Origin of the sequence: Kamptonema sp. PCC 6506 (assembly GCF_000180455.1) — a bacterium.
GTDB classification, from domain to species: Bacteria; Cyanobacteriota; Cyanobacteriia; order Cyanobacteriales; family Microcoleaceae; genus Kamptonema; species Kamptonema formosum.
Genome location: NZ_CACA01000141.1, coordinates 26,582 through 49,315 on the forward strand (window position 1 = coordinate 26,582; position 22,734 = coordinate 49,315).

General features: G+C 43.6%; 17 protein-coding genes. 10 read left to right on the plus strand and 7 right to left on the minus strand.

Going from position 1 to position 22,734, the window contains the following annotated elements; all coding sequences use genetic code 11:
• Positions 1 to 3 precede the first annotated feature (3 nt).
• The 3 genes from OSCI_RS08215 to OSCI_RS08225 all read right to left on the minus strand — a co-directional run bounded on the left by OSCI_RS08215 (position 4) and on the right by OSCI_RS08225 (position 4,364).
• A complete protein-coding gene (locus OSCI_RS08215; protein WP_007354449.1) occupies positions 4 to 543 on the minus strand; it encodes an alpha/beta hydrolase in 540 nt (179 codons plus the stop codon).
• Between the two features lie 422 nt (positions 544 to 965).
• Entirely contained in the window at positions 966 to 2,756 is a 1,791-nt protein-coding gene (locus OSCI_RS08220; protein ID WP_007354450.1) for a hypothetical protein, read from the minus strand.
• 147 nt (positions 2,757 to 2,903) lie between these two features.
• Positions 2,904 to 4,364, minus strand: a complete 1,461-nt coding sequence (locus tag OSCI_RS08225; protein ID WP_007354451.1) for an IS200/IS605 family element transposase accessory protein TnpB — start codon at positions 4,362 to 4,364, stop codon at positions 2,904 to 2,906.
• A gap of 395 nt (positions 4,365 to 4,759) precedes the next feature.
• Here OSCI_RS08225 and OSCI_RS08230 point away from each other — a divergent pair, with 395 nt between their 5' ends.
• The 3 genes from OSCI_RS08230 (at position 4,760) to dmeF (ending at position 7,464) form a co-directional block, all read left to right on the plus strand.
• Positions 4,760 to 5,371: a chorismate lyase gene (locus OSCI_RS08230; RefSeq protein ID WP_007354452.1), complete on the plus strand. Its 612-nt coding sequence runs from the start codon at positions 4,760 to 4,762 to the stop codon at positions 5,369 to 5,371.
• A gap of 76 nt (positions 5,372 to 5,447) precedes the next feature.
• Positions 5,448 to 6,017 (plus strand): hypothetical protein, encoded by a 570-nt coding sequence (locus OSCI_RS08235; RefSeq protein ID WP_007354453.1) that lies wholly within the window; start codon positions 5,448 to 5,450, stop codon positions 6,015 to 6,017.
• 439 nt (positions 6,018 to 6,456) lie between these two features.
• Positions 6,457 to 7,464: a CDF family Co(II)/Ni(II) efflux transporter DmeF gene (gene dmeF / locus OSCI_RS08240; RefSeq protein ID WP_007354454.1), complete on the plus strand. Its 1,008-nt coding sequence runs from the start codon at positions 6,457 to 6,459 to the stop codon at positions 7,462 to 7,464.
• Between the two features lie 237 nt (positions 7,465 to 7,701).
• Here dmeF and OSCI_RS08245 read toward each other — a convergent pair whose 3' ends face one another.
• The 3 genes from OSCI_RS08245 to OSCI_RS08255 form a co-directional block, all read right to left on the minus strand.
• Entirely contained in the window at positions 7,702 to 7,899 is a 198-nt protein-coding gene (locus OSCI_RS08245) for a hypothetical protein (protein ID WP_007354456.1), read from the minus strand.
• Positions 7,900 to 8,331: 432 nt separating this feature from the next.
• A complete protein-coding gene (locus OSCI_RS08250) occupies positions 8,332 to 8,544 on the minus strand; it encodes a hypothetical protein (RefSeq protein ID WP_007354457.1) in 213 nt (70 codons plus the stop codon).
• Positions 8,545 to 9,340: 796 nt separating this feature from the next.
• Positions 9,341 to 10,342: a LysR family transcriptional regulator gene (locus OSCI_RS08255; RefSeq protein ID WP_007354458.1), complete on the minus strand. Its 1,002-nt coding sequence runs from the start codon at positions 10,340 to 10,342 to the stop codon at positions 9,341 to 9,343.
• A 241-nt stretch (positions 10,343 to 10,583) separates the two neighbouring features.
• On the opposite strand from OSCI_RS08255, the gene OSCI_RS08260 reads away from it, so the two are divergent.
• From OSCI_RS08260 to OSCI_RS08275, 4 genes are all read left to right on the plus strand, one after another.
• Positions 10,584 to 11,297: an NnrU family protein gene (locus tag OSCI_RS08260; RefSeq protein WP_007354459.1), complete on the plus strand. Its 714-nt coding sequence runs from the start codon at positions 10,584 to 10,586 to the stop codon at positions 11,295 to 11,297.
• 42 nt (positions 11,298 to 11,339) lie between these two features.
• Positions 11,340 to 11,720, plus strand: coding sequence for a thioredoxin family protein (locus OSCI_RS08265; RefSeq protein WP_007354460.1), 381 nt, complete (start codon positions 11,340 to 11,342; stop codon positions 11,718 to 11,720).
• 417 nt (positions 11,721 to 12,137) lie between these two features.
• The gene (locus OSCI_RS08270; RefSeq protein ID WP_007354461.1) at positions 12,138 to 14,192 is read left to right on the plus strand and encodes an NAD(P)H-quinone oxidoreductase subunit 5; all 2,055 of its coding nucleotides are present in this window, start codon (positions 12,138 to 12,140) and stop codon (positions 14,190 to 14,192) included.
• Between the two features lie 118 nt (positions 14,193 to 14,310).
• Positions 14,311 to 15,891 (plus strand): NAD(P)H-quinone oxidoreductase subunit 4, encoded by a 1,581-nt coding sequence (locus tag OSCI_RS08275; protein ID WP_007354462.1) that lies wholly within the window; start codon positions 14,311 to 14,313, stop codon positions 15,889 to 15,891.
• 219 nt (positions 15,892 to 16,110) lie between these two features.
• Here the strand turns inward: OSCI_RS08275 and OSCI_RS08280 are convergent, their stop codons facing one another.
• Complete coding sequence (locus tag OSCI_RS08280; RefSeq protein ID WP_007354463.1) at positions 16,111 to 16,572, minus strand: COP23 domain-containing protein; 462 nt, start codon at positions 16,570 to 16,572, stop codon at positions 16,111 to 16,113.
• Between the two features lie 299 nt (positions 16,573 to 16,871).
• Here OSCI_RS08280 and OSCI_RS08285 point away from each other — a divergent pair, with 299 nt between their 5' ends.
• Genes OSCI_RS08285 through OSCI_RS32215 form a run of 3 tightly spaced genes read left to right on the plus strand, consistent with a single transcriptional unit; the run spans position 16,872 to position 22,669 of the window.
• Positions 16,872 to 17,936 (plus strand): sulfonate ABC transporter substrate-binding protein, encoded by a 1,065-nt coding sequence (locus OSCI_RS08285; RefSeq protein ID WP_019487736.1) that lies wholly within the window; start codon positions 16,872 to 16,874, stop codon positions 17,934 to 17,936.
• A complete protein-coding gene (locus OSCI_RS08290; RefSeq protein WP_007354465.1) occupies positions 17,933 to 20,515 on the plus strand; it encodes a cache domain-containing protein in 2,583 nt (860 codons plus the stop codon). The genes OSCI_RS08285 and OSCI_RS08290 overlap by 4 nt, the downstream gene beginning before the upstream one ends.
• A gap of 9 nt (positions 20,516 to 20,524) precedes the next feature.
• Positions 20,525 to 22,669, plus strand: coding sequence for a CBS domain-containing protein (locus OSCI_RS32215; protein WP_007354466.1), 2,145 nt, complete (start codon positions 20,525 to 20,527; stop codon positions 22,667 to 22,669).
• The last annotated feature ends 65 nt before the right edge of the window (positions 22,670 to 22,734 follow it).

Consider the following 22,734-nt stretch of genomic DNA (forward strand, 5'->3'; position numbering starts at 1 on the left):
AAATTACTTAGAGTTGAGCAAGTTTTGCAGATTTCCTGATAAACCCTTGAGTTTTTCCACAGTATTGCCAATATTTCCAACTTCCACATCGATCTCAGAAGTGGGATATTTTTGCAGCACTTCAAGTAAAGATAACTTGTTATTGTCCGCCGCCGAAAGAATCACAGCACCTCTTAAGGCTTTATGACTTTCGTAACGGGAACGAGTCCGAAGACTCTTGCCAATTTCGATCAGTGCATTTTCCCCAACTTTGCTGTTGAGTACGCGGTCTAAAGTGACGATGTTGACTCCAATTTCGAGAGACATCAATCCCCGCACTGTATCAGCATCTTGTTTGGAGATTCGCAATATGGTAGCCAAGGTGGGAGTTTTTGCGCCCGTTTTGACAAAATTTTCTAGATCGCTGATGTTGACTGACTGAGCAATAGGGCCGTACTTGAGTACGATTTTTTCTGCTGCGATCGCACTGTTGGTCGCGAAAAGCGTTGCAGTTACTCCTAAAAGTAATGTGCTACATACCGACGCAAACTTTGGAAATTTCATAGTTAACTACCCAATTAAAATTGATATGCGGAGGTTACTACAGCTTAGATGCAGTCGCTCAATTACACAAGATCGGTAGTGTAAGTTGTTAGAGTGTCACACTCACATTACATAGTACACTAGCTTTTTTGACAGTTTCTTAATACTCTTGTAATGGTATTTTACTGTACTTATCAGCAAGACCATTAATCCAAAACTCGTCTGTAATGGCAAAAGCAGGCTAACTAAGAATTTGATATTGATAACGAGTTTAGGGAGCTAGCGGTTTTCAACTCTGTGAGATACAGTTTTGACCTCTCTCGAAACCTCTCTCCTAAAAGGAGAGAGGCTTACTCCCCTTCTTACTCCTCTTCCCTGATAGGGAAGGGGCGGGGGCTTAGATTTCTTCAGAGTACCTATACATTTGAAAACCGCTGTAACTCTTAATTTTTAGCTAGTACCCACACTTTCATTGATTCAACTCGGAGAGATTTACCACGAGTTCCACAATATTGACCATTAGCAACGGGAGGAGTATCGCCGATATTTTGAATGTGAGCAGTGTAAAATACATCGTATTTAGAAGCTTCCGGCCCAGCTAAACGGATCGCAAATCCTTCAATGCGCTTAGATTTACCTCGGAAACCGGCTAAATCTCCTTCATTGATCCAAGCTGTATCGCCAACTCCTTCAACGTGAGCCATGTACTGGATACTCAAGCCAGGAATTGCTGGATCTATATTAATCTGAAACCCTTCTAAGCGCAGACCTTTACCACGACTGCCAGCATCTTCTTGAGCTTTAAAAGTGCGATCGCCTACGGATTGAATGTGAGCGAGCACTTTCAGTCCAACGGTGGCGGGAGGTTGAGGTTTTACAGCTACAGCAGTCTTAGAGGGTTCCACCCAAACTTTAATCCCTTCAATCCGCAGAGATTTGCCGCGAGTACCGCAATATTTACCATTAGAGGTGACTTCTGTATCACCAATATTTTGAATGTGGGCGGTGTAAAAGACTTCATAGTTACCCGCTTGTGGCCCAGCGAGTCTGATCGCAAATCCTTCAATGCGCTTAGATTTACCTCGGAAACCGGCTAATTCTCCTTCATTAACCCAAGGTGTATCGCCAACGCCTTCGACGTGAGCCATATACTGGATACTCAAGCCAGGAATTGCCGGATCTATATTAATCTGAAATCCTTCTAAGCGCAGACCTTTACCGCGACTGCCAGCATATTCTTGAGCCGCAAAAGTGCGATCGCCTACGGATTGAATGTGAGCGAGTACTTTTAATCCAACGGTGGCGGGAGGTTGCGATCCTTCACTACTGGGGGTTTGTCCAAATACGATGTGCTGTCCCTGCACATTCTGGAGGGGTTGATTTACGTTAACGCTGGGAACGACGATCACTTCATGTATGGGAGTACCAGAGGCGGGGGATTCCAAAATTGTGATGTCTGGGTCAACAGTAATGGGTTTGTTCGCGACTGCTACAGTTGAAGGGATGATGATTACTTCTGGCAAGGCTTCGGCTGTAACTTGCGGTAGAGTCAGAGGTAAGCTAAGGGAGCGTTCTGGTTCAACTGACTGAGAAGCAACGGGTAAATTAGGAGTGGCTGCGATCGCGGTGAGTGTTAATTTACCTCTAGATATGGCTACAACTAACTGTTTGCCAAAGGACGCACTTACTATCTCCTCAAGGCTTACCCACCGACTATCATCTAAATTTTCTCCCTGTTCGACTAGAGTTAGCAAAGCTGAGAATGGGTGTTTTTCTTCAACTAAGGCGATCGCGTCTGGATGTAGTTGAGTGGCTTTTGGATTGTTGATAGTACGGTAAAGTTCGCTAGCTTTATCCCGTACTGGTTCCAAAGGCGGAAAATTGTTCTGTTCTCGGTGAACGATTGCTAAAACGCGATCTAGTATATCTAAAGCTTTTTGGCGGGTTTCGGCATTGCTTTGTGCCGTTGCCACTGCCTGTACTACATCTCGGATATCTTGGAGGGAAACGGGATTACTGGGCGATCCCAAGGATTTTCCCAGTTCCAGGGCTTGATTGCGGGCGATCGCAAAGTTCTTACCGTAGGCGGTAAGTTCTTCTACCAAGCTATCGGAGGGTGGAATGCCAGAACTTTGCAGTTCTTTAGCAGCCTGAGATAAACGGCTACCTAAAGTCGGAAAACTTTCCGATAGAGAATCAACTTGTCGAAGCAAATCTTTATAACCTAGTGCCATACTCTTGTCCTGACTATTTAAGCTTGCCAATTATAGACGTTTGAGCTGTAGGAGCAATGTTCCTGAAACTGTTTGCCGCTTTTAAAAAGCTAGGTAAACCTAGCAAGACTCACCGGTGTAAGTTTCTTAAGCAATCTTTCCTAGCGCTTACGCTTCCTCAATGTCGAGGTTGACCAGGAAATCCCAGTTAGAGATAGCATAGTAACTATGTCTATTAGTCAATACGCCAGAAAGCTTGATTTTTTTATTCAGTTGATTCCACAGGCTCCAAACGTGCTTTCTTGAGTTCACCTCAACAAAGGCGGTTAAGGAGCCTGGTATTTTTTCCGACAATCTCATTCCCCTACGGGCAATCACGGTAGCCGCCGCTTCATCACTAGCCAAGCCATACATCCTTAAATATTTGACTAAACCAATAATACTAGAATAAGCAGGATTGACCGTTATTAATTCAATACCCCTATTAGAAATAATCGAATTTAACAACTTAAAAAACTCAGAATAAGCCCAACCTGATAGCATCCGAGCATATTTCTTGCCACGTTCTCTAAGTTGCTCTTTCTTAGTTGAAAAATCTAATTCTTCACCGACTATTGGGCATTGGTATTTAGTAGCCAATGCCGCCAATTCCAGACAAACTTTAACAATTATTGCTTGTTGTTTACCGTTGGGTAATCCACTCTGAAATGGAATTTTACCGTGTGATTTTAGATTACCTTCAGTATCAATATAAGCCCAACCAATTGAGCCAGGATTTATGTCGATACCAATACAACCATAATCTACAGAACGCGATACTTGCTTAACTTCTGATGGGGTGAAACTAACAGCAACACACCATTTATCATCTTTGTGGTAGAAGTGCCAAGTTTTAGCACCTGTAGCTGGTAATCGGTTAATGTTGCGAGGGAAATCGCCAATTTTAGCCTCTACATATTTACCAAATTTGGATTCTAAACAAGCTGGCACTCTAAATCTTAAATTATCACCATCCCATTGACACACCTGATTACCGTAAGATTCATCCTGAGAACCAACGATAAAGGCTTGATTATTGGGGACATGAACCCTTACAGGTATTGACTTTAAGACGGATAATATTTGCCGATACCGGGTCAGCTTGCGTTTTTTCTTGTGGATTTGAAAGCGTAAGTTTTGCCAGTTAGTTTGTCTATACTTTAGGGAACTAGACAAGGGAAACACACAACCAGTTTTACTGTTTTGCCAGTTCTTTTTAGCGTAAAACTTCCTCCCGTTTTTCAGCTTTTTCTCAGCTTTTTTCAGCCATTTCTCGCAAGACTTAGCTTGACCTTCTAATGTTTTTATATGCGAAATCCGGCACTCCTTGGCGCTATCAACAGCACCCTTCGCCTTGGAGATTACACCATTGGCATGACGTTTACTAATACCGTAAGTTTTTTGGAGGTGTGTGTTCCAGTCTGACTTGTTAAACTCTTCTCCTGACATCATCAAGTTGACAGTTTCACATACTGCTTTGTGAAATATTGGTGTGTAAGCGCTAAAAAACATTTCTAGCTGAGTTTTACCGATCGCGTTCAACTCATCTATCGGCGTAGGAAGTGCTTTGCAGTAAGTGATACTGGTCATTTAGTTCGATAGTTATCGGGTTCGCCTGACTTGATTTTTATATATTAACATCTATTTTAAATCTACTGCCCACCCTTGAATTAACTTTTATTTCTCGGTCAATCTAGGTATTTTGGCAACTGCTGACAACCCTCAATTTTGATCCCTCATTTATTACTCTCGGCAGAGAATATTTTGTAAATCCTCTCCCCGATTGATTCTGTTATTCCTTACAGTATTGAGAGAATCCATCGGCAATTCCAGGCTGAAATGCGCTGGTGTTACAGTAACTTCACATCAATAAACAGATTTTAATTTTCCCAGAGGGACAAAGAGGGATGTAATTTATCTTCTGTAATTCCTTCAATCGCCAAATAGCGATATCATAGAGGTGGTGTTAAGTTTTGTAACAACCCTTGACTGCTATATTCCAACCTACAAACAGCCTTATTGTACCTGCACCCTGGTATGCTCTCAATACCTCATGGCAAGGCGGTGAGGACATTGTGCAGAAGGGTTTGCCACATACCCAGTTAGCACCGACATGGCAGATATTGCTGCTCGGCGACGGTTCCCCTACGCGCCACCTGCAACTTATGACTGGGGAACCAACGGAAGTGGATGTGATTGATATGTCGCTAGTTGGTACCGATACGGATGGTGCGCCTGTGCAAATTGAAGCAGTTCCAGGGCCGCGTCTGCGTAGGCAAGTGTGGCTGCGGACGGCTTCGGGACAGCGTTTAGCTTATGCGACTTCTTGGTGGGAAGCGAGTCATGTTGATGAATATTTGCAAAATAAATCGCTGCCAATTTGGGCAAGTTTGGCGCGGTTGCGGACGGAATTATATCGGGATGTGCAAGGGATTTATTATGGTGATTCGGCGGCTTTGGAGTCGGCTTTTGGAGAGTCGGGCCCGTTTTGGGGCAGACATTATTTATTTTGGCATTATGGTAAGCCACTGACGCTAATTTATGAAGTGTTTTCGCCTTATTTAACAAAGTATTTGGGGCCGATGAAAGTTGATTAAGTAGTTCGAGAAAAAAAACACATCCACTTAAACCAATCTAAGGCACAATAAGAGAGAAGTCAATAATAGAGCGGCCATGTCTAAGCGCAAGAAATACAATTGGCTGAAAGAAACACTTGAGCTCAAAGAAGATCACAACTGGAAATCACAGCCAGGAACTCGGATTTTTGTGGCGGGGCGAGGGGCATTGCGATTCGATGTTCCAGAAGATTGGTATTTTGAGCCAGATGAGAAGTCATTCCGGTTTCTAGATCGAAAGCCCCCCAATGATGATGCTCGATTAGAGGCTTCTTTTAATTTATTGCCCCCTGCTAACTGGCCTGAGTTTCCCTTGCTTCCCCTATTCAAGAAGGTGATTAAAGATGATGAGCGGAATCCGATCGAGCAAGGAGAAATTATCCAAATTAAGCGTCAAACTGCTCGGATTATTTGGACTCAAATTAAATTTATCGATCCTCAAGAGCATCGGGAAGCTTATTCTCGAATCTGTATTGGGCTAGGTTCTGGCGTTCAGTGTTTAATTACTTTTGACTATTGGGTTGATGATGCGGAGCGGATGATTCCTGTCTGGGATACAGTGATAGAATCGTTAGTTCTCGGTTTGTATATCAGCGATCCTAGAACAGGGTTTGCATTGCCTGATTAAGAGATTACGAAGTATAGAAGGGAGATTGGAGCAGTACCTACGCACAGCGAAAAATAATTTCAACGATCGCTCTCTTGGATTGGGGTGGCGATCGCGTTAGCCTACGCTTGGATGGGTTCTATTTTTGTAAGTAAATCCACCTAATTAAACATAAGATCGGTATGGCTAAAAAGCTGACTGTATAAACATTCTTCCTTCTCTCCTAGATAACTAAATCCTTCTTCCTTCTACTTACTTGCTGGAGATGATGGCAGGCTTGTTGTCAACCTCAGCGATCGCCTCACCCCAGATCGAAGACAAGATGTGCATAAGGGGAAATAAAATTATACCACGCTTGTGCTATTATTAATAATAATTTTTAGAAGAGTTCGACCAGAGCGGTAGTCAATATTTGGTAAGCTAGATCCAGTTTTATCAAGCCCAATTTTTTCAAAAATTTATGCACATCCATAATCTTGAACAATGGCAACATTCTCACGACTTTTCTGTTAACCAAGATCGGGCAGAGAAAAATACCAAGATAGTAATGTTGCTCACAGCAGTTACGATGGTTGCTGAGATTGTTGCGGGAACGATCTTTGGTTCAATGGCTTTGCTGGCTGATGGTTGGCACATGGCAACCCATGTTGCAGCATTTGGGATTGCAGTCTTTGCATACCAGTATGCTCGGAGTCATGCGACTGACCCTAAATATACATTTGGAACAGGTAAGGTCAGCGTCCTTGGAGGCTTTGCAAGTGCTATTGCACTTGCAGTAATTGCTTTGATTATGGCACTTGAGTCAGGAGCAAGACTTTTTCAACCTCAAGCAATTCAGTTTAATGAGGCAATCGGTGTTGCCATTATCGGATTAACAGTCAATCTAGCGAGTGCTTGGTTATTACAAGACCATCACGATCATCACGATCATCATCACGATCGTCATCATCAAGACCATCATCAAGATCATCATCACGATCGCCACGATCTTGATGAACGCGATCATCGCGATCACAATCTTCGTGCTGCTTACCTTCATGTTTTGGCAGATGCACTAACTTCTGTTTTTGCAATTGTTGCCTTATTTTCTGGCAAGCTTTTGGGTTGGGTTTGGATGGACGCAGTAATGGGGTTAGTCGGTGCAGGAGTAATTGCGAAATGGTCTTATGGTTTGATTCGTGACACTGGTTTAATTTTGGTGGATGGAGCGATCGATAAGCGAGTTAAGTTAGATATTGTTACTGCTATTGAAGAAGATGCTGATAATCGTGTCACTGACTTACACATTTGGCATATTGGTCAAAATCATTTAGCTGCAACAATTTCGCTAGTTACACATCATCCTCAAACACCAGAATTTTATAAAAATCTACTCAGCCATATCCCATCTCTTTCTCATGTACTTGTTGAAGTGAATCACTGCCACGACGATCTTAACGTAGCTGAGCATTTACACTGTGAAGTTTAGATAGAAGAGTTTCGGAAGCCGATCGGTGAAATTTGGTTGTGGGATCTCGATACTTTTGGGATATTCGGTAACATTGTACAAAATCGGTCAAGCGACAAGGGGAGATGGACTGGGTATTAATGCGATCGCTGAGTTGGAGTACGATCCCTAGAGTAATTACCAGACAAGGAAAGGCGTAGGGAAAACAAACAGGCAAGAGTGCGATCGCGCCCCGAAAAATTCAACCTTCGGGGTCAACTACCGCACGCTAGTCAATTCCAGAGACTCCTGCTTCACGCGACCCGCCATCGCTGCCAACTGTAAACTCATAAAAGCATTCAAATCCTCCAAATCGTACCGCGCAGTCGTAAATATCTGCTGCATTTGCTTTTCAGCTTCCAGCGTCAGATATCCCGTACTGAGAGCTTGTTGGACAACTTCACGAATCACCATCATAGAAATGCTCCTTACTTCTCTTGTCTCTTGCTTCTAAAACAAGTATCTGGTTTTATCCCGAAACTCTCAGTGACGCTCCTTTAGCCTGCCTGTGATACTTTGAGAGGTAGCCTGTGACTAGCCGTTAGAGCCTCAGTGACTGCGATCGCAACTAGATCGATCTCCAGTCAAGGCTTTGACAGCAGGTTCTTTAGCAATACACGAGGCATCTGAGGGCCGCCGCCATTTCCCCACCCGCAGGAGAGAAAAAGAGCGAGGGAAAAAGGAGACAACCAGTATGGATTTATAACAACCATCTTGGCGTTTAGGACGCTACTAATTGCTGAAACCATTGCTTTTTATTGTCTTGTACCTTCAGCATAGTTGCCCTCTGCCAAATGCTAGAACTTAGGATGAGCTGGAATTAGCGGCATCTCTGCCGAATGCTAGAACTTAGGATGAGCTGGAATTTCTCGCATCTCTGACCTCGCGGGACTCTTGTCTAACGCGGCCAGCCATCGCCGCTAGTTGCAAACTCATAAAAGCATTGAGGTCTTCGATATCGTATTTAGTAGTAGTTAGCATTTGCCGAAGCAGATTTTCGGCTTCAACTGTTAGATAACCCGTACTCAGAGCTTGTTCAACGACTTCGCGAATCATAATCATAGTAACCTCTGCTTTTTTCACTGCCTGGATGAGATTAGTATTAAGTATTTCAACCGATCGCACAGTGATAGCAATGCCGTAGGTTCTGTGACGTTTTTGGAATCAGCAGGTGATGGTTTGGTTGCTCTGACGTGACTAACTGTAGAGAGGGAGTGTGATCGAGATCGCGAGGATCTATCGTAGGGGAGAGATGGGAAGGATGAGGGGGAGGGCAAAGATGGGAACGATCGGGCCGACGGGGAAAAGAGGGAAGTGCAATTTTTCCTGACTCCTTCCTTATTTTACTCTCCCCAAAATAAGAAAAGAGGGGCGATCGTGCTAATTCCTGCCTTTAGTTGTCACATTTAGACTGTAAAGCTTTAGCGGATAATGCTTGATTGCACTTTTGATCGGAGATTTTGCATCACCGAATTGGCTTGCTCAACTTCTACCAAATCGCTCCTAAGTTTAATACAAAACCAGGAAGCATCGGCTCACCAGATACTTGAGTAGGATTATCCAAAACTTCTACTTCTGCACCGGGTCGATAAATTTCTACTTGCCTATTTTTACGATATTGTCTTCCCTAAAGCCTTTTTCCAATCAACCAAAACGCTGTCTTGGGTTCCAAGACAGTAACTTAGCCATGCGATCGGGAAACATACCTTGCTTGCTGACTTCGCTAAACACACCAGACAGAAGGTATTCTGTGCCGCCAAACCCGGATTTTGCTGATTTGTTATTAGCAATTAGTAATTAGCCATCACCCACTAACCACTAACCACTAACGATTAACCATTAGCAACTTGAGACTAGATTAACTTCCAGACGAATTGGGAGCCATTATCTCTATATCTAATCCCTTGAGCGGAAGTTCCTTTCTCTCCTTAGTAAAGCCTTCAGAAGCAAACTGGGGCAAAATTTCATTACTGAAAGCCTCTGCCGCTTTCGAGCGGTAGCGGTTAGGATTGTAAATCAAAGACAAAATTCGAGTAATTACAACTTGCTCCACTTGGCTTTTATGAAGCACCTTCATCTGCAACTCCTTTTCAATAGCTGAAACGGAAACAAATGCAGCACCCAAACCTGACTGGACAGCATTTTTAATCGCTTCAATTGAATTGAGTTCCATTTCAATTTTTAAACGGCGAGTATCAATGCCACTACGAGTCAGCACTTGGTCAATAACTTTGCGAATTGTGGATTGAGAATCTAGGGAAATAAACTGCAATTTATAAAGGTCTTCTTTTGGTATCGCTTCAGTTTTTGCTAGAGGATGAGAGATGGGCAGAATCAGAGCTAGCTCATCTTCAGCGTAAGGAATGATTTGTAAAGAATCTTGGAGTTCCGAAGGAATTTCACCACCAACAATCGCGAGGTCAATTTGCCCATTAGCGACACTCCAAGCAGTGCGGCGAGTGGAATGAACGATCAATTGCACCGCAACATTCGGATACTGTTCGCGAAACATCCCGATCATGTGGGGGAGGAGATAAGTCCCAGTAGTTTGAGATGCACCCACGATCAGAGTACCGCCTTGGAGATTTTGCAGATCCTCAATAGCTCGGCAAGTTTCCTGACAAAGCGATAAAACTTTCTCGCCATAACTGAGCAAGAGATGACCCGCTTCCGTAAGTTGGGCTCGTCGCCCACCTCTGTCAAATAGAGGGACATCTAATTGTCGCTCTAAGTTCTGCACCTGCAAACTGACTGCTGGCTGGGACACATAGAGACTGTCAGCGGCCCGCTTGAAGCTTCCTTCAGAGGCGATCGCTTTGAGAATTCGTAACTGATCTAAAGTGAAAGGAAGGTCAGACATATTGCTTAACCTGAAACGTGCGAGGATTTGGCCGGAGAAATGGGAAACTGTCGATGGGGAATTGAGCAGAACGTCTGTTGGGTCAGCCTACGGGTAGCGAATACCCGTACACTGGAAATTTCAGAGCATTCTGACGATCCAACCGCCATACTGCATACCCCATTCCCCACAACCGCTCTTTTAGATACTTTCTGACACAACGAGAGCCAAGAATCAATAAGTTTCTTTAATAGTGACAACAATGACACACGACTGGCTAACTCCCAGCCATTTGATAATGCTGGGGCTGTTACTGGGTTTTGCGATCGCCCACAGTGGCTTAGCTGCTTTGCGCCCCAAAGGAGAAAAACTCATCGGCCCCAGACTCTACCGGGTTTTATTTGCCTTAGTTAGCATCCCTCTAGCGACAGTGCTGATTATTTACTTCTTCAACCATCGCTACGACGGTTTGCAACTCTGGCAGTTACAAGGTGTACCCGCAGTTAAACCTTTAGTTTGGACGCTTTCGGCGATTTCGTTCTTATTCCTTTACCCCGCTACTTTCAACCTACTAGAAATTGCAGCGATCCAAAAGCCCCAAGTCCACCTCTATGAAACTGGCATTATTCGTATTACCAGACATCCCCAAATGGTGGGTCAGGTGATTTGGTGTATCGCCCACACGCTCTGGATTGGCACTAGCTTCACCCTCCTTACCTCTATCGGGTTAGTGCTGCACCATCTGTTTGCAGTGTGGCATGGCGACAGGCGGATGCGGGCCCGTTATGGCGAATCTTTTGAAGCCTTAACATCTCGCACTTCAGTAATTCCGTTTTTGGCTATACTTCAAAATCGTCAAACCCTTGACATTTGGGAGTTTTTGCGCCCTGCTTACTTGGGGGTAGCTATTTTCACCTTAATTTTGTGGAAAATTCATCCTTTATTAATTGGTGCGACAGGTAGCTTAGCCTGGTAGCATGATCCCAGAATATTAAAAGTTAATAAATTACGAGGGATCATGCTGTTGTCGGTTAGCGAGCGGACATTTACACAAGAAGTTTTTGAATCAAACACTCCCGTGCTAGTCCATTTTTGGGCTCCCTGGTGCGGAGTTTGTCGCCTGATTGACCCCCTACTGAAGCAATTTGAAGCTGACTGGGCTGGCCAGGTGAAGCTAGTCGGAATTAATGCTGACTCTAGTTTGAAATTGGCAAGCACTTATAAACTCAGCACTTTACCCACACTGATCCTATTTGACAGAGGTAAAGTGCTGTTTCGTTTTGAACAATTCCAAGGGCGAGAGGATTTGCGGCGGACTCTCGATGCTTTCATGCAGAGTTATCAACCCAGTCCTCAAAGTCAAATCCTGCAACCACAGTCAGCGGTTCGCGGGGCATAGGTTTAAGGCGATCGCGATGACAAGCTAGGCCGACGGCAGGTTAGGTCAAGGCTAACGCGCTGTTTCTATTTTTTCTTAACACCGCCCTCGCTTGCGGTATGTCATTGCCAGCGAGGGCGGCGTTACTTATCTGTCTTGATTGCCTTGGTAATTGCTACAGGACTTACGCAACTGGCACAATTAGTAGAGTGCGTCAGTAGCAGAACTCCTCACTTTTCGCTCGAATCTAGGTCTGACACACCCTATAACTCGATACTCCTATAACAAAATCGTTCTTCTTTCTTCCTTCTTCCTTCGTCTTGTTAGTTGCATAGGTCACAGTTTAAGGAAGTATTTATGCTCAGCTCTGGCTGTCGTGTGTCACAATTGTTTACAGTTACGGCAACCTCATTACAAAGTAGAAAGTAAGTATCAGTCATGGAACAGCTTTATCAGTATGCGTGGCTGATTCCAGTCCTGCCACTGGCAGGCGCAATGCTAGTCGGCTTAGGGCTGATTTCCTTTAATGGAGCCACCAATAAACTCAGACAAATCAATGCTGTGTTTATCATCTCCCTGTTGGGAGTGGCGATGGTGCTCTCTTTTGCATTGCTTTGGAGTCAAATTAATGGTCATGCGCCCTATACCCGCGTCATTGAGTGGGCTGCGGCTGGTGACTTCAAACTGACTATGGGCTACACCATCGACCATTTGACGGCGGTGATGCTGGCGATCGTGACGACAGTTGCCTTGTTGGTGATGATCTACACCGACGGCTATATGGCTCACGATGACGGTTACGTGCGCTTTTACGCTTACCTGAGCATATTTAGCTCGTCGATGTTGGGTCTGGTAGTCAGCCCGAACATAGTTCAGATTTATATTTTTTGGGAACTGGTGGGTATGTGTTCGTACCTGCTGGTGGGTTTTTGGTACGATCGCAAAGCAGCGGCGGATGCTTGCCAAAAAGCTTTTGTGGTTAACCGCGTCGGTGACTTCGGTCTACTTTTGGGCATACTAGGACTTTACTGGGCAACTGGTAGTTTTGATTTTGAGGTAATGGGCGATCGCCTCCACAGTCTGATCGAATCCGGTACCTTGAGCGTTGCTCTCGCTACTATCTTCGGCATCCTCGTATTTTTAGGCCCCGCCGCAAAGTCGGCTCAATTCCCCCTGCACGTTTGGCTTCCAGATGCAATGGAAGGCCCAACGCCGATCTCTGCTCTGATCCACGCCGCAACGATGGTAGCAGCCGGCGTTTTCCTCATTGCTCGGATGTATCCAGTATTTGAAGCTGTACCCTCGGTGATGACTCTCATCGCCTACACGGGTTGCTTCACGGCGTTTCTGGGTGCGACGATCGCTATCACCCAAAACGACATCAAAAAAGGCTTGGCCTACTCTACCATTTCCCAATTAGGCTACATGGTGATGGCGATGGGCGTTGGCGCTTATAGCGCTGGCCTGTTCCACTTGATGACCCACGCTTATTTTAAGGCGATGCTGTTCCTGTGCTCTGGCTCAGTGATTCACGGCATGGAAGCAGTGGTCGGCCATAACCCTGTTCTCGCTCAAGATATGAGGATGATGGGTGGATTGCGGAAGTATATGCCAATTACGGCTGGATGCTTCTTCATTGGCAATTTAGCCATCTGTGGAATTCCGCCTTTTGCCGGTTTCTGGTCGAAAGATGAGATTCTCAGCAAGGCTTTTGAAGCTAATCCCGCTCTCTGGATTGTGGGTTGGATTACGGCCGGCATGACGGCTTTTTATATGTTTCGGATGTATTTCAGCACCTTTGAGGGCGAATTCCGAGGCAATAATCAGGCAATTAAGCAGCAACTTCTGCAACCAATGATGCCTGCTATGGCTTTCGGCCCCGGTGCCATGCACGTCAAGGAATTGGATCATACCAAGGACGAGCATTCTCACGACGAACACGGACACAGCCATTCTCCTCATGAGTCACCGCTAACTATGGCGGGGCCTTTGATGGTATTGGCAATACCTTCAATGCTGATTGGTTTTGTGGGTACGCCGTTTGCCAATTACTTTGAGGAGTTTGTTCATGCTCCCGGAGAAGTGCTAGAAACAGCCCATGAGTTCGATTTGACGGAATTCTTGATTATGGGGGGAAGTTCTGTAGGTATTGCTTTAATCGGCATTACTTTGGCTTCTCTGATGTATTTGAGCCGGAAGATCGATCCCAGTGCGATCGCCCAAAAAATCAAGCCACTTTACGAGTTCTCCCTCAATAAGTGGTACTTGGATGATATCAATGATGCCCTATTTGTTAAAGGCAGCCGCCGTTTAGCTCGGCAAGTCATGGAAGTCGATTTTAAAGTAGTCGATGGTCTAGTCAATTTGACTGGTTTAGTGACGCTAATTAGTGGCGAAGCTTTGAAGTATTTTGAGAACGGTCGCGCTCAATTTTATGCCCTGATTGTGTTTGTCGCAGTTTTGGGTTTTGTGGTTGTTTCTGGGATGAGTTAACTGTTAACCGTTAACGGTTAACAGTTAACCGTTAACTGGATAATTAGGGGAAAATCCTCTTCCCTCTTCTCTTCTTCCCTAACCCCTAGCCCCTAGCCCCTAGCCCCTTCTGAACACAATGGATACAGCTAATTTTCCCTGGCTAACAACCGTAATCCTGTTTCCTATCTTCGCATCGCTGTTCATTCCTATCATTCCAGATAAGGACGGCAAGACTGTACGGTGGTATGCTCTGATTGTAGGACTGATTGATTTTGCTCTGATTGTCTGTGCTTTCTACACTGGGTATGACATTAATAACCCAGGACTGCAATTGGTGGAAAGTTACTCTTGGGTTCCGCAAATTGACTTAAGGTGGTCTGTGGGTGCTGATGGCTTGTCAATGCCCCTGATTTTGCTAACTGGTTTTATTACTACTTTAGCAATTTTAGCTGCTTGGCCGGTCACTTTTAAGCCGAAGCTTTTCTACTTCTTGATGTTGGCAATGTACGGCGGACAAATTGCAGTTTTTGCCGTGCAGGATATGCTGTTGTTTTTCTTAGTTTGGGAACTGGAATTAGTACCAGTTTACCTAATTTTATCAATTTGGGGCGGCAAGAAGCGGCTTTATGCGGCGACTAAGTTTATCCTCTACACGGCAGGTGGCTCCCTGTTTATTTTGCTTGCCGCATTGGCGATGGCCTTTTATGGCGATACCGTCACCTTTGATATGCGGGCAATTGCAAATAAGGATATCGGTTTAACTTTGCAGTTATGGTTATACGGGGGTTTCCTCATAGCTTATGGCGTAAAGTTACCGATTTTCCCCCTCCATACTTGGCTCCCTGATGCTCACGGAGAAGCAACAGCACCAGCACATATGTTGCTAGCAGGTATTCTGCTGAAAATGGGCGGCTATGCTTTGTTTCGGATGAATGCCGGAATGCTGCCAGATGCTCACGCTGTGTTTGCGCCGATGTTGGTAATTTTAGGTGTGGTGAATATCATTTATGCAGCGCTTACTTCCTTTGCTCAACGTAACTTAAAACGCAAGATTGCCTATTCTTCAATTTCCCACATGGGGTTTGTATTGATTGGTCTAGGTTCGTTTACAGAGTTGGGCATGAGTGGTGCGGTGCTGCAAATGGTTTCGCACGGTTTAATTGGGGCAAGTTTGTTCTTTTTAGTGGGTTGTACTTACGACCGCACTCACACGCTGATGCTCGATGAAATGGGCGGTGTGGGTAAGAAAATGAAGAAAGTTTTTGCGATGTGGACTGCTTGCTCAATGGCCTCTTTAGCCTTGCCGGGAATGAGCGGTTTTGTAGCAGAATTAATGGTGTTTGTAGGCTTTGCCACAAGTGATGCTTACAATCCTACGTTTAAAGTAATTGTGGTCTGTTTAGCAGCGGTTGGGGTAATTTTGACTCCGATTTATCTGCTATCTATGCTGCGCGAAATTTTGTATGGGCCTGAGAATAAGGAGTTGGTGGAACACGAAGCTCTAGTGGATGCGGAACCGCGAGAGGTGTTTATTATTGCCTGTCTGTTGGTTCCCATTATTGGGATTGGTTTGTATCCGAAGATTTTGACTCAGGTTTATGACGCAACTACTGTACAGTTGACAGCGAGGTTGCGAGATTCCGTGCCTTCTTTGGTGGCGAAAGCTAAGAGTGAGAAATTTGTTTCTTTGAGAGCTCCGGCGATTGAAAGTAATTGAACTGCCAAGAAGGCGGCGTTACGTGAGAAATCGGGCGATTAAAATCGCTACTACATAAACGAAGTCCGCCTATGCGGACTTTTTTATTGGTTTGATACAATTATAGCAACCGCCAAGGCGGTTAGGACATTCTAAATTACTGAAACCCACTTATTCTATTCCCTTCTTCCCTAGTCCCTAGTCCCTAGTCCCTAGCCCCTAGCCCCTAGCTATAATCAATCAATTTACCTGGATAGGTGGTGTATTTAAACTAGGATTATTAACTCTTTTAATCAGTTCTTGTCTGGCTTGTTCGGGAGTTAGACCTTTGGGAACTTGATACAATAATCTACAGGAACCATCTTGAGAATTAGCTGCACAAATAAGCGACTGTCCATTTTGAGATTTAGTGGCTGTAATAATATTATTCCAGTTTCCTTGCTGACGGTAAGTATTTAAAATTCCTGACACTCGCGTACATCTGGTGATAGCATCCTCTCCTGATTCCGAGAAATAGTTATCAGCTACCCACAAGATAACAGGAATATTCTTACCTTCTTGGGTAGCAATTGTAGCTGGATTGCCACTGGAAGTACCGCAGAAAAATGTAGCAGTTTGGCCGATAGCGGGACTGCTTGCTAGAGCGGAACTTACGAAGACAATGGCTGAGGCAGTAAGAACTGATTTTAGGTATTGAATCATTTATAGTAACAAGCGCTGTCCGTTAAGATTACTACTACTATAAAAATTTAAGCAAGATTGTTGCCGGGAAGATTAGGGAGTTAGTAAAATGGCTGAAAATTTATTGGGAAAATCTTGTATGCCTTGTCGGGAAAGGTATTGACGCAGTAAGCAGTTGAGGTGTAATAATTGATTAACTCCCTTAAGTTCGCCCATCCTATTTCCTGACCCTCAAGCTGGAAAATTTTTGAGCAATATTACATAATAAATGTGTAATTCCTGTCTAAATTAAAGCATGACAATTACCAATCAACAAAAAAATGGATTTTTCGCGGCTTCGCTCCTCATTCCTATCTGTTTTAACTAAAATCAAACAGCATTGGAAATTGACCTTTCTAGTATTATTTCTTCTAGGCTTATGCTTGAGTTTAATGCTCGGCAGCTACATTTTACCACACTCGCTTAACACATCTCAACTCCAAGATTTCCACTCACAAACAAAAGTTATTCGTATCGGTCATCAACCTCACGGAACCCTAGTTTATCTCAAAAATCAAGCTACTCTAGAAAAGCGCTTAGAATCAATGGGTTTTTCAGTAGAATGGACTGAATTTTCCGCAGGTAGACAGATCCTAGAAGCAATGGGGGAAGGAAAAATCGATCTGGGTTATGCTGGAGTTATCCCGCCCATATTTGCTCAAGCTAATGGGGTAGATTTTGTCTATATTGCTAATGATTCATCAACGCCTGAAAGTATGGGTATTTTAGTTCCTAAAGATTCGCCCATTCGCACGCTAGCGGATCTAAAAGGAAAGAAAATAACAGCAACAAAGGCATCCGCAGGTCAATATCTTTTAATTCAGGCCTTGAGTAAAGGTGGTTTGACACTAAAAGATATAGAATTTGTAGATTTACTACCGCCTCAAGGACAGGCAGCATTTAAGCAGGGAAAAGTCGATGTTTGGGCTGGCTGGAATCCATTTTTAGCTGAGTTGCAAGAAAATACGCCCGTTCGCCTCCTGACTAATACCGACGGGCTAATGAATGACAGAAATTTTTATATCGCGACTCGTTCCTTCGCGAACGACCGTGCGGAGATTATCAAAATTGTAATAGAAGAAGCGCATAAGATCGGCATTTGGATAACTAATTACCCCGAACAAGCTGCTCAAATTTTAACTACTAGCATAAGGATGAAACCTGCCACAGCTTTAATAGTAACTAAAAGCCGCCGCTATGACGCAATACCTATTCAAGATCGAGCGATTGAAGAACAGCAGCGGATTGCTGAAACCTTTTTTCGTTTAGGGCTACTTAAAAAGCGAATTTGGGTAGAGGATGCTGTATGGAAGCAGGGATTTAGTCAATGGGGCCCCTTTCAATGAACGAAGCTAAAATAGTAAGTCACAAAAATAAAATGCTGTCAATCGCTAATCAGCTCCGTTATGGTTTAGTTGCGATCGTTGTCTCCAGCGTACTAATAGCTGGAAGTGCATTAACCTATCTCAGTTTTCGCGAACAAGCAGAACAAACTAGGTTACTTCAGCAAGAGCGAGCGCAGGGAGCAGCTAACAAAATTAGCGGTTATTTAGACAACTTGCAGCGCCAGCTTAACTATCTCTCTGAACTGCGCGGCTTAACAGATTTTAACTCGGAAACTCAGCGCCGGATTCTAGATGGATTGGCAAATAGCAATAGCGCCTATGAAATAGTTGGCATTCTCAACGAGCGCGGTCAAGTCGTGCAGGCAATGTCACCCTACGCACCTATCTCTTTTTCCAGTTCACTTTTACTTCAAATATCTGGTAATTCACCGATGTTTTTAGAAATATTTAGAATGGGTCAAAATTATATCAGTCCAGTGGAAATTGACTCCGAAATAAATTTACCTGTCGCTACTTTAGCCCTTCCCATCCGCAATAGTCAAAATAAAATTGCTGGCATCTTATTTGCCAAAATTAATCTCAATTTTTTGACTCAAATTGTGGATAGGACGCAAGTTGGAAAAACTGGCTATGCCTATATTTTAGACAACCGTTCAGTTTTAATCGCCAGAAAAGACAGCAACCCTAGTAGATTTAACCTGCAAAACCTCAAAGACCGTCCATTTGTGCGAGAATTATTCAAATTATCCTTATCTCCAGAGATACAGCCAGCTATTGTTTATCAAGGATTAAACGGCGAAGAAGTTGTCGGAACAGCTACCATAGTGCGACGGGTACAATGGATGGTTGCTGTAGAACTCCCCACATCGGAAGCCTATGCTCCCGTGCGCTCAATGGTGTTAGTAATGAGCGGCGCGACTCTAATAGCTGCGCTGGCAGCAGTTGCTTTGGGAATCATTTTTTCTAGGTCAATTACTATTCCCTTAAAATACCTGGCTGCTGCTGCATCTAGAATTAGTGGTGGCGAGTTTGGCAGTAGAGTTAATATTGTTACTTCTAATGAATTTGGGGAGCTAGCTCAGTCTTTTAACCGGATGGCAGAGGAATTACAAAGGTATTTTAAGAAATTGCAAGACAGCGAACAACGGCTGGCTCAATTTCTGGAAGCGATGCCTGTAGGCGTGTTTATTGTCAACGATCAGGGTCAACCCTACTATGTGAATTCTCACGCTGAGCAGTTGCTAGCAAAAGGTTTAGTTGCTGATGCTACTGCCGACCAATTAAGAGAAATCTACCAAATGTATCTCGCGGACAGTAAAGAAATTTACCCCAAAGAATACGATCCTATTAGATGTGCGCTGCAAGGAAAAAGTGTCAACATTGACAATATGGAAATCCACCAACCTGACAAGATTATTCCCATAGAAGTTTGGGGAACTCCTATATATGACGAACAGGGAAATATTGCTTACGCGCTTGCAGCTTTTACAGATATTACCCAGCGCAAACAAGCAGAGAAATTATTAGCAGAATATAACCGCAATTTAGAAATCGAAGTGCAAGAACGTACCCAAGAACTTTCCCAAGTTATTGAACATCTCAAAGCCGCACAACAAGAATTAATTATATCAGAAAAAATGGCAGCACTGGGACAACTTATTGCCGGAGTTGCCCATGAAGTTAATACTCCTCTAGCAGCCATTCGCTCGTCCGTTGAAAATATTATCGATTTCTTCGCGAGCGACTTCTCGGAGTTACCCGAATTTTTCCAACAGCTATCACCAGAGCGCTACTCTGATTTCTTTACCTTGCTGGAAAATTCTACCCATCAACAAATGACCTTATCTAGTAAAGAAAAAAGACAATTAAAAAAAGCTTTAATTCTGGAACTTCAAGCCCACACCATTGAAAAAGCTGACACGATTGCTGACACCCTAATTGATATCGGAGTCTACGATAATGTACAACCTTTTTTGCCATGTATACAAGACCAGAGCAACGCTATAATTTTACAGCGAGCATATCAAATTTCTAGCATCCAAAAAAGTGCTGCTACTATTAAAACAGCCACAGATAGAGCAGCAAAAATAGTATTTGCCTTGAAAAGTTATGCTCGTTACGATCATTCTGGTAAAAAAGTAGTAGCTAATATCGTGGAGGGAATTGAAACTGTATTAACTCTTTATCATAACCAATTTAAACAGGGAGTCGAAGTAATCAGGAACTACGAACCCGATTTACCGTCTGTTCTCTGCTATCCCGATGAACTCAATCAAGTTTGGACAAATCTTATTCACAATGCGCTGCAAGCAATGGACTACAAAGGAACCTTAACAATAGAAGTAAAACAACAAAATAGAACTATCTTAGTTAAGATAATCGATAGCGGTAAAGGCATATCTCCTGAGATTATACCAAGAATATTCGAGCCATTTTTTACCACAAAACTACCTGGAGAAGGCAGCGGCTTGGGATTGGATATTGCCAGAAAAATTATTGAAAGGCATACTGGTAAAATAGAAGTTAACTCCCTGCCTGGTAAAACGATATTTACTGTGTCATTCCCGATCACCTTTTAGGGCTTTCCCATGTCACAAAATCTTTCTGATACACAAAGTTTACTAGAGCGAGCAATCGATCGCAATCCATTGCTAATAGCTCCGGGCGTTCCTGTTACGGAAGCGATCGCAGCCATGAGTTACTCTCGCGCTAGCTATACATTGATAGTAGAAAAAAACAAGTTAATGGGGATTTTTACCGAGCGCGATGTAGTCAAACTCACTGCTAGTAAAACCCCTTTAGAAGGAGTTGCTATCTCCCAAGTAATGACGCAAAATTTGATTACGATCGCCTTTCTAGAAGCTGGCGATATCTACTCAGTATTAGCCCTGTTCCGTTCCTCCAAAATTCGCCACCTGCCCATCGTAGACGAGCAAGGATACCCGATTGGTGTTGTCACCCCCGATAGTTTGCGACAGGTTCTCAAACCCACTGACTTGCTGCAAATGGGGCGCGTAGGAGAAATTATGACAACAGCGGTAATTACTGCCCCTGCAAATGCTTCAGTTTTTGAAGTTGCTCAGCAGATGGCAACCAACAGAAAAAGCTGCGTAGTTATTTGCCAATCTTGCGGTTATTCAGAAGCGATTGCTAATGGTAAACCCCTCAAACCTATTGGCATTATTACCGAAAAAGATCTGGTTAAATTTACAGCGACTGGACTTGATATTGCCCAAATTCCCGCAGAAAAATTGATGAGTTCTCCGTTGCTACCAGTACAACTCAATACTAATCTCTGGCAGACACATGAGATGATGCAAAAGCACGAAATTAGGCGGTTAGTGGTAGTAGATACAGATGGATATTTAGTAGGAATTGTGACGCAATCTACCCTGTTGTATGCAATAGATCCCATCGAAATGTATGCTACTGTAGAAATTTTGCAGCAAACCATCGCAGAAAAAACCCAAGAGTTGAGAACAGTTAATGAGAAAATGCAACAGGAAGCAACGCAGCGGCAACAGGCAGAAGAGAAGTTGCGGCAGCTAAATGAAAGTTTAGAAGAACAAATTAAACACCAAACCCTGGAACTGAGACAAGCTAACGCTCAACTCAAGCAGGAAATTTGCGATCGCACCGAAGCCGAAGCCGAAGTGCGCCGCCTCAACGCTGAACTCGAACAACGAGTGCAAGAACGCACGGCACAACTGGCAGCAAGCAACCAAGAATTAGCGCTAGTCCTTACTAATTTGCAAACAGCACAACAAGAGTTAATTCACTCAGAAAAAATGGCAGCTCTAGGACAACTAATTGCCGGAGTAGCCCATGAAATCAATACTCCTTTAGCAGCAATTCGCTCCTCTGTACAGAATATATTAGAGTTTTTTACAGAAAATTTAGAACGTTTACCAAGATTTTTTCAAGAACTATCCTTAGAACGCCAACAGTATTTCTTTACCCTGCTGCAAAAGTCAACCCAGCAAGCAGATACCTTATCAAGTAAAGAAAAACGCCAGCTCAAAAAATCTTTGCAGCGTCAGCTAGAATCGCAAGAAATTGCAGAAGCCGACAGCCTTGCCTGTACCTTAGCAGATATCGGTGTCGGCGGTGAAATCGAACCATTTTTACCTCTGTTAAAAGCCGCCGATAGTCAAACTATTTTACAAGCCGCCTATCAATTTGCCACAGTCCAGAAAAGTACCCGCACGATTGCGACTGCCACAGAACGTGCTGCCAAAATAGTATTTGCATTAAAAAGTTACGGTCGTTATGATAATTCTGGCAAAAAAGTATCTGCAAATATCGCTGAGGGAATAGAAACCGTATTAACTCTTTACCACTACCAAATCAAACAAGGTGTTGAAGTAGTTAGAAGCTACGACCCTAATTTGCCATATATACTGTGCTATCCTGATGAACTGAATCAAGTTTGGACAAACTTGCTTTATAATGCTTTGCAAGCGATGAATTATCGAGGCACTTTACACATTGAAGTCAAGCAACAGGAGCAAAGCTTATTAGTCAGCATCATCGATACAGGGAAAGGTATCCCTCCAGAGATTATGCCGAGAATATTTGAGCCATTCTTCACTACTAAAGCCCCTGGGGAAGGCAGCGGTTTAGGGTTAGATATTGTCAAAAAAATCATTGACAAACATCAGGGCGAAATTCAAGTAGAATCTTGGTCAGGAAAAACTCGATTTACTGTAGTTTTGCCCCTCAATTCAAACTAAAATAATTTTAAGGGGAAATTAAAATCTAGTAAAATAGCCATAAATATAGACTTGTTTTAGCCAAT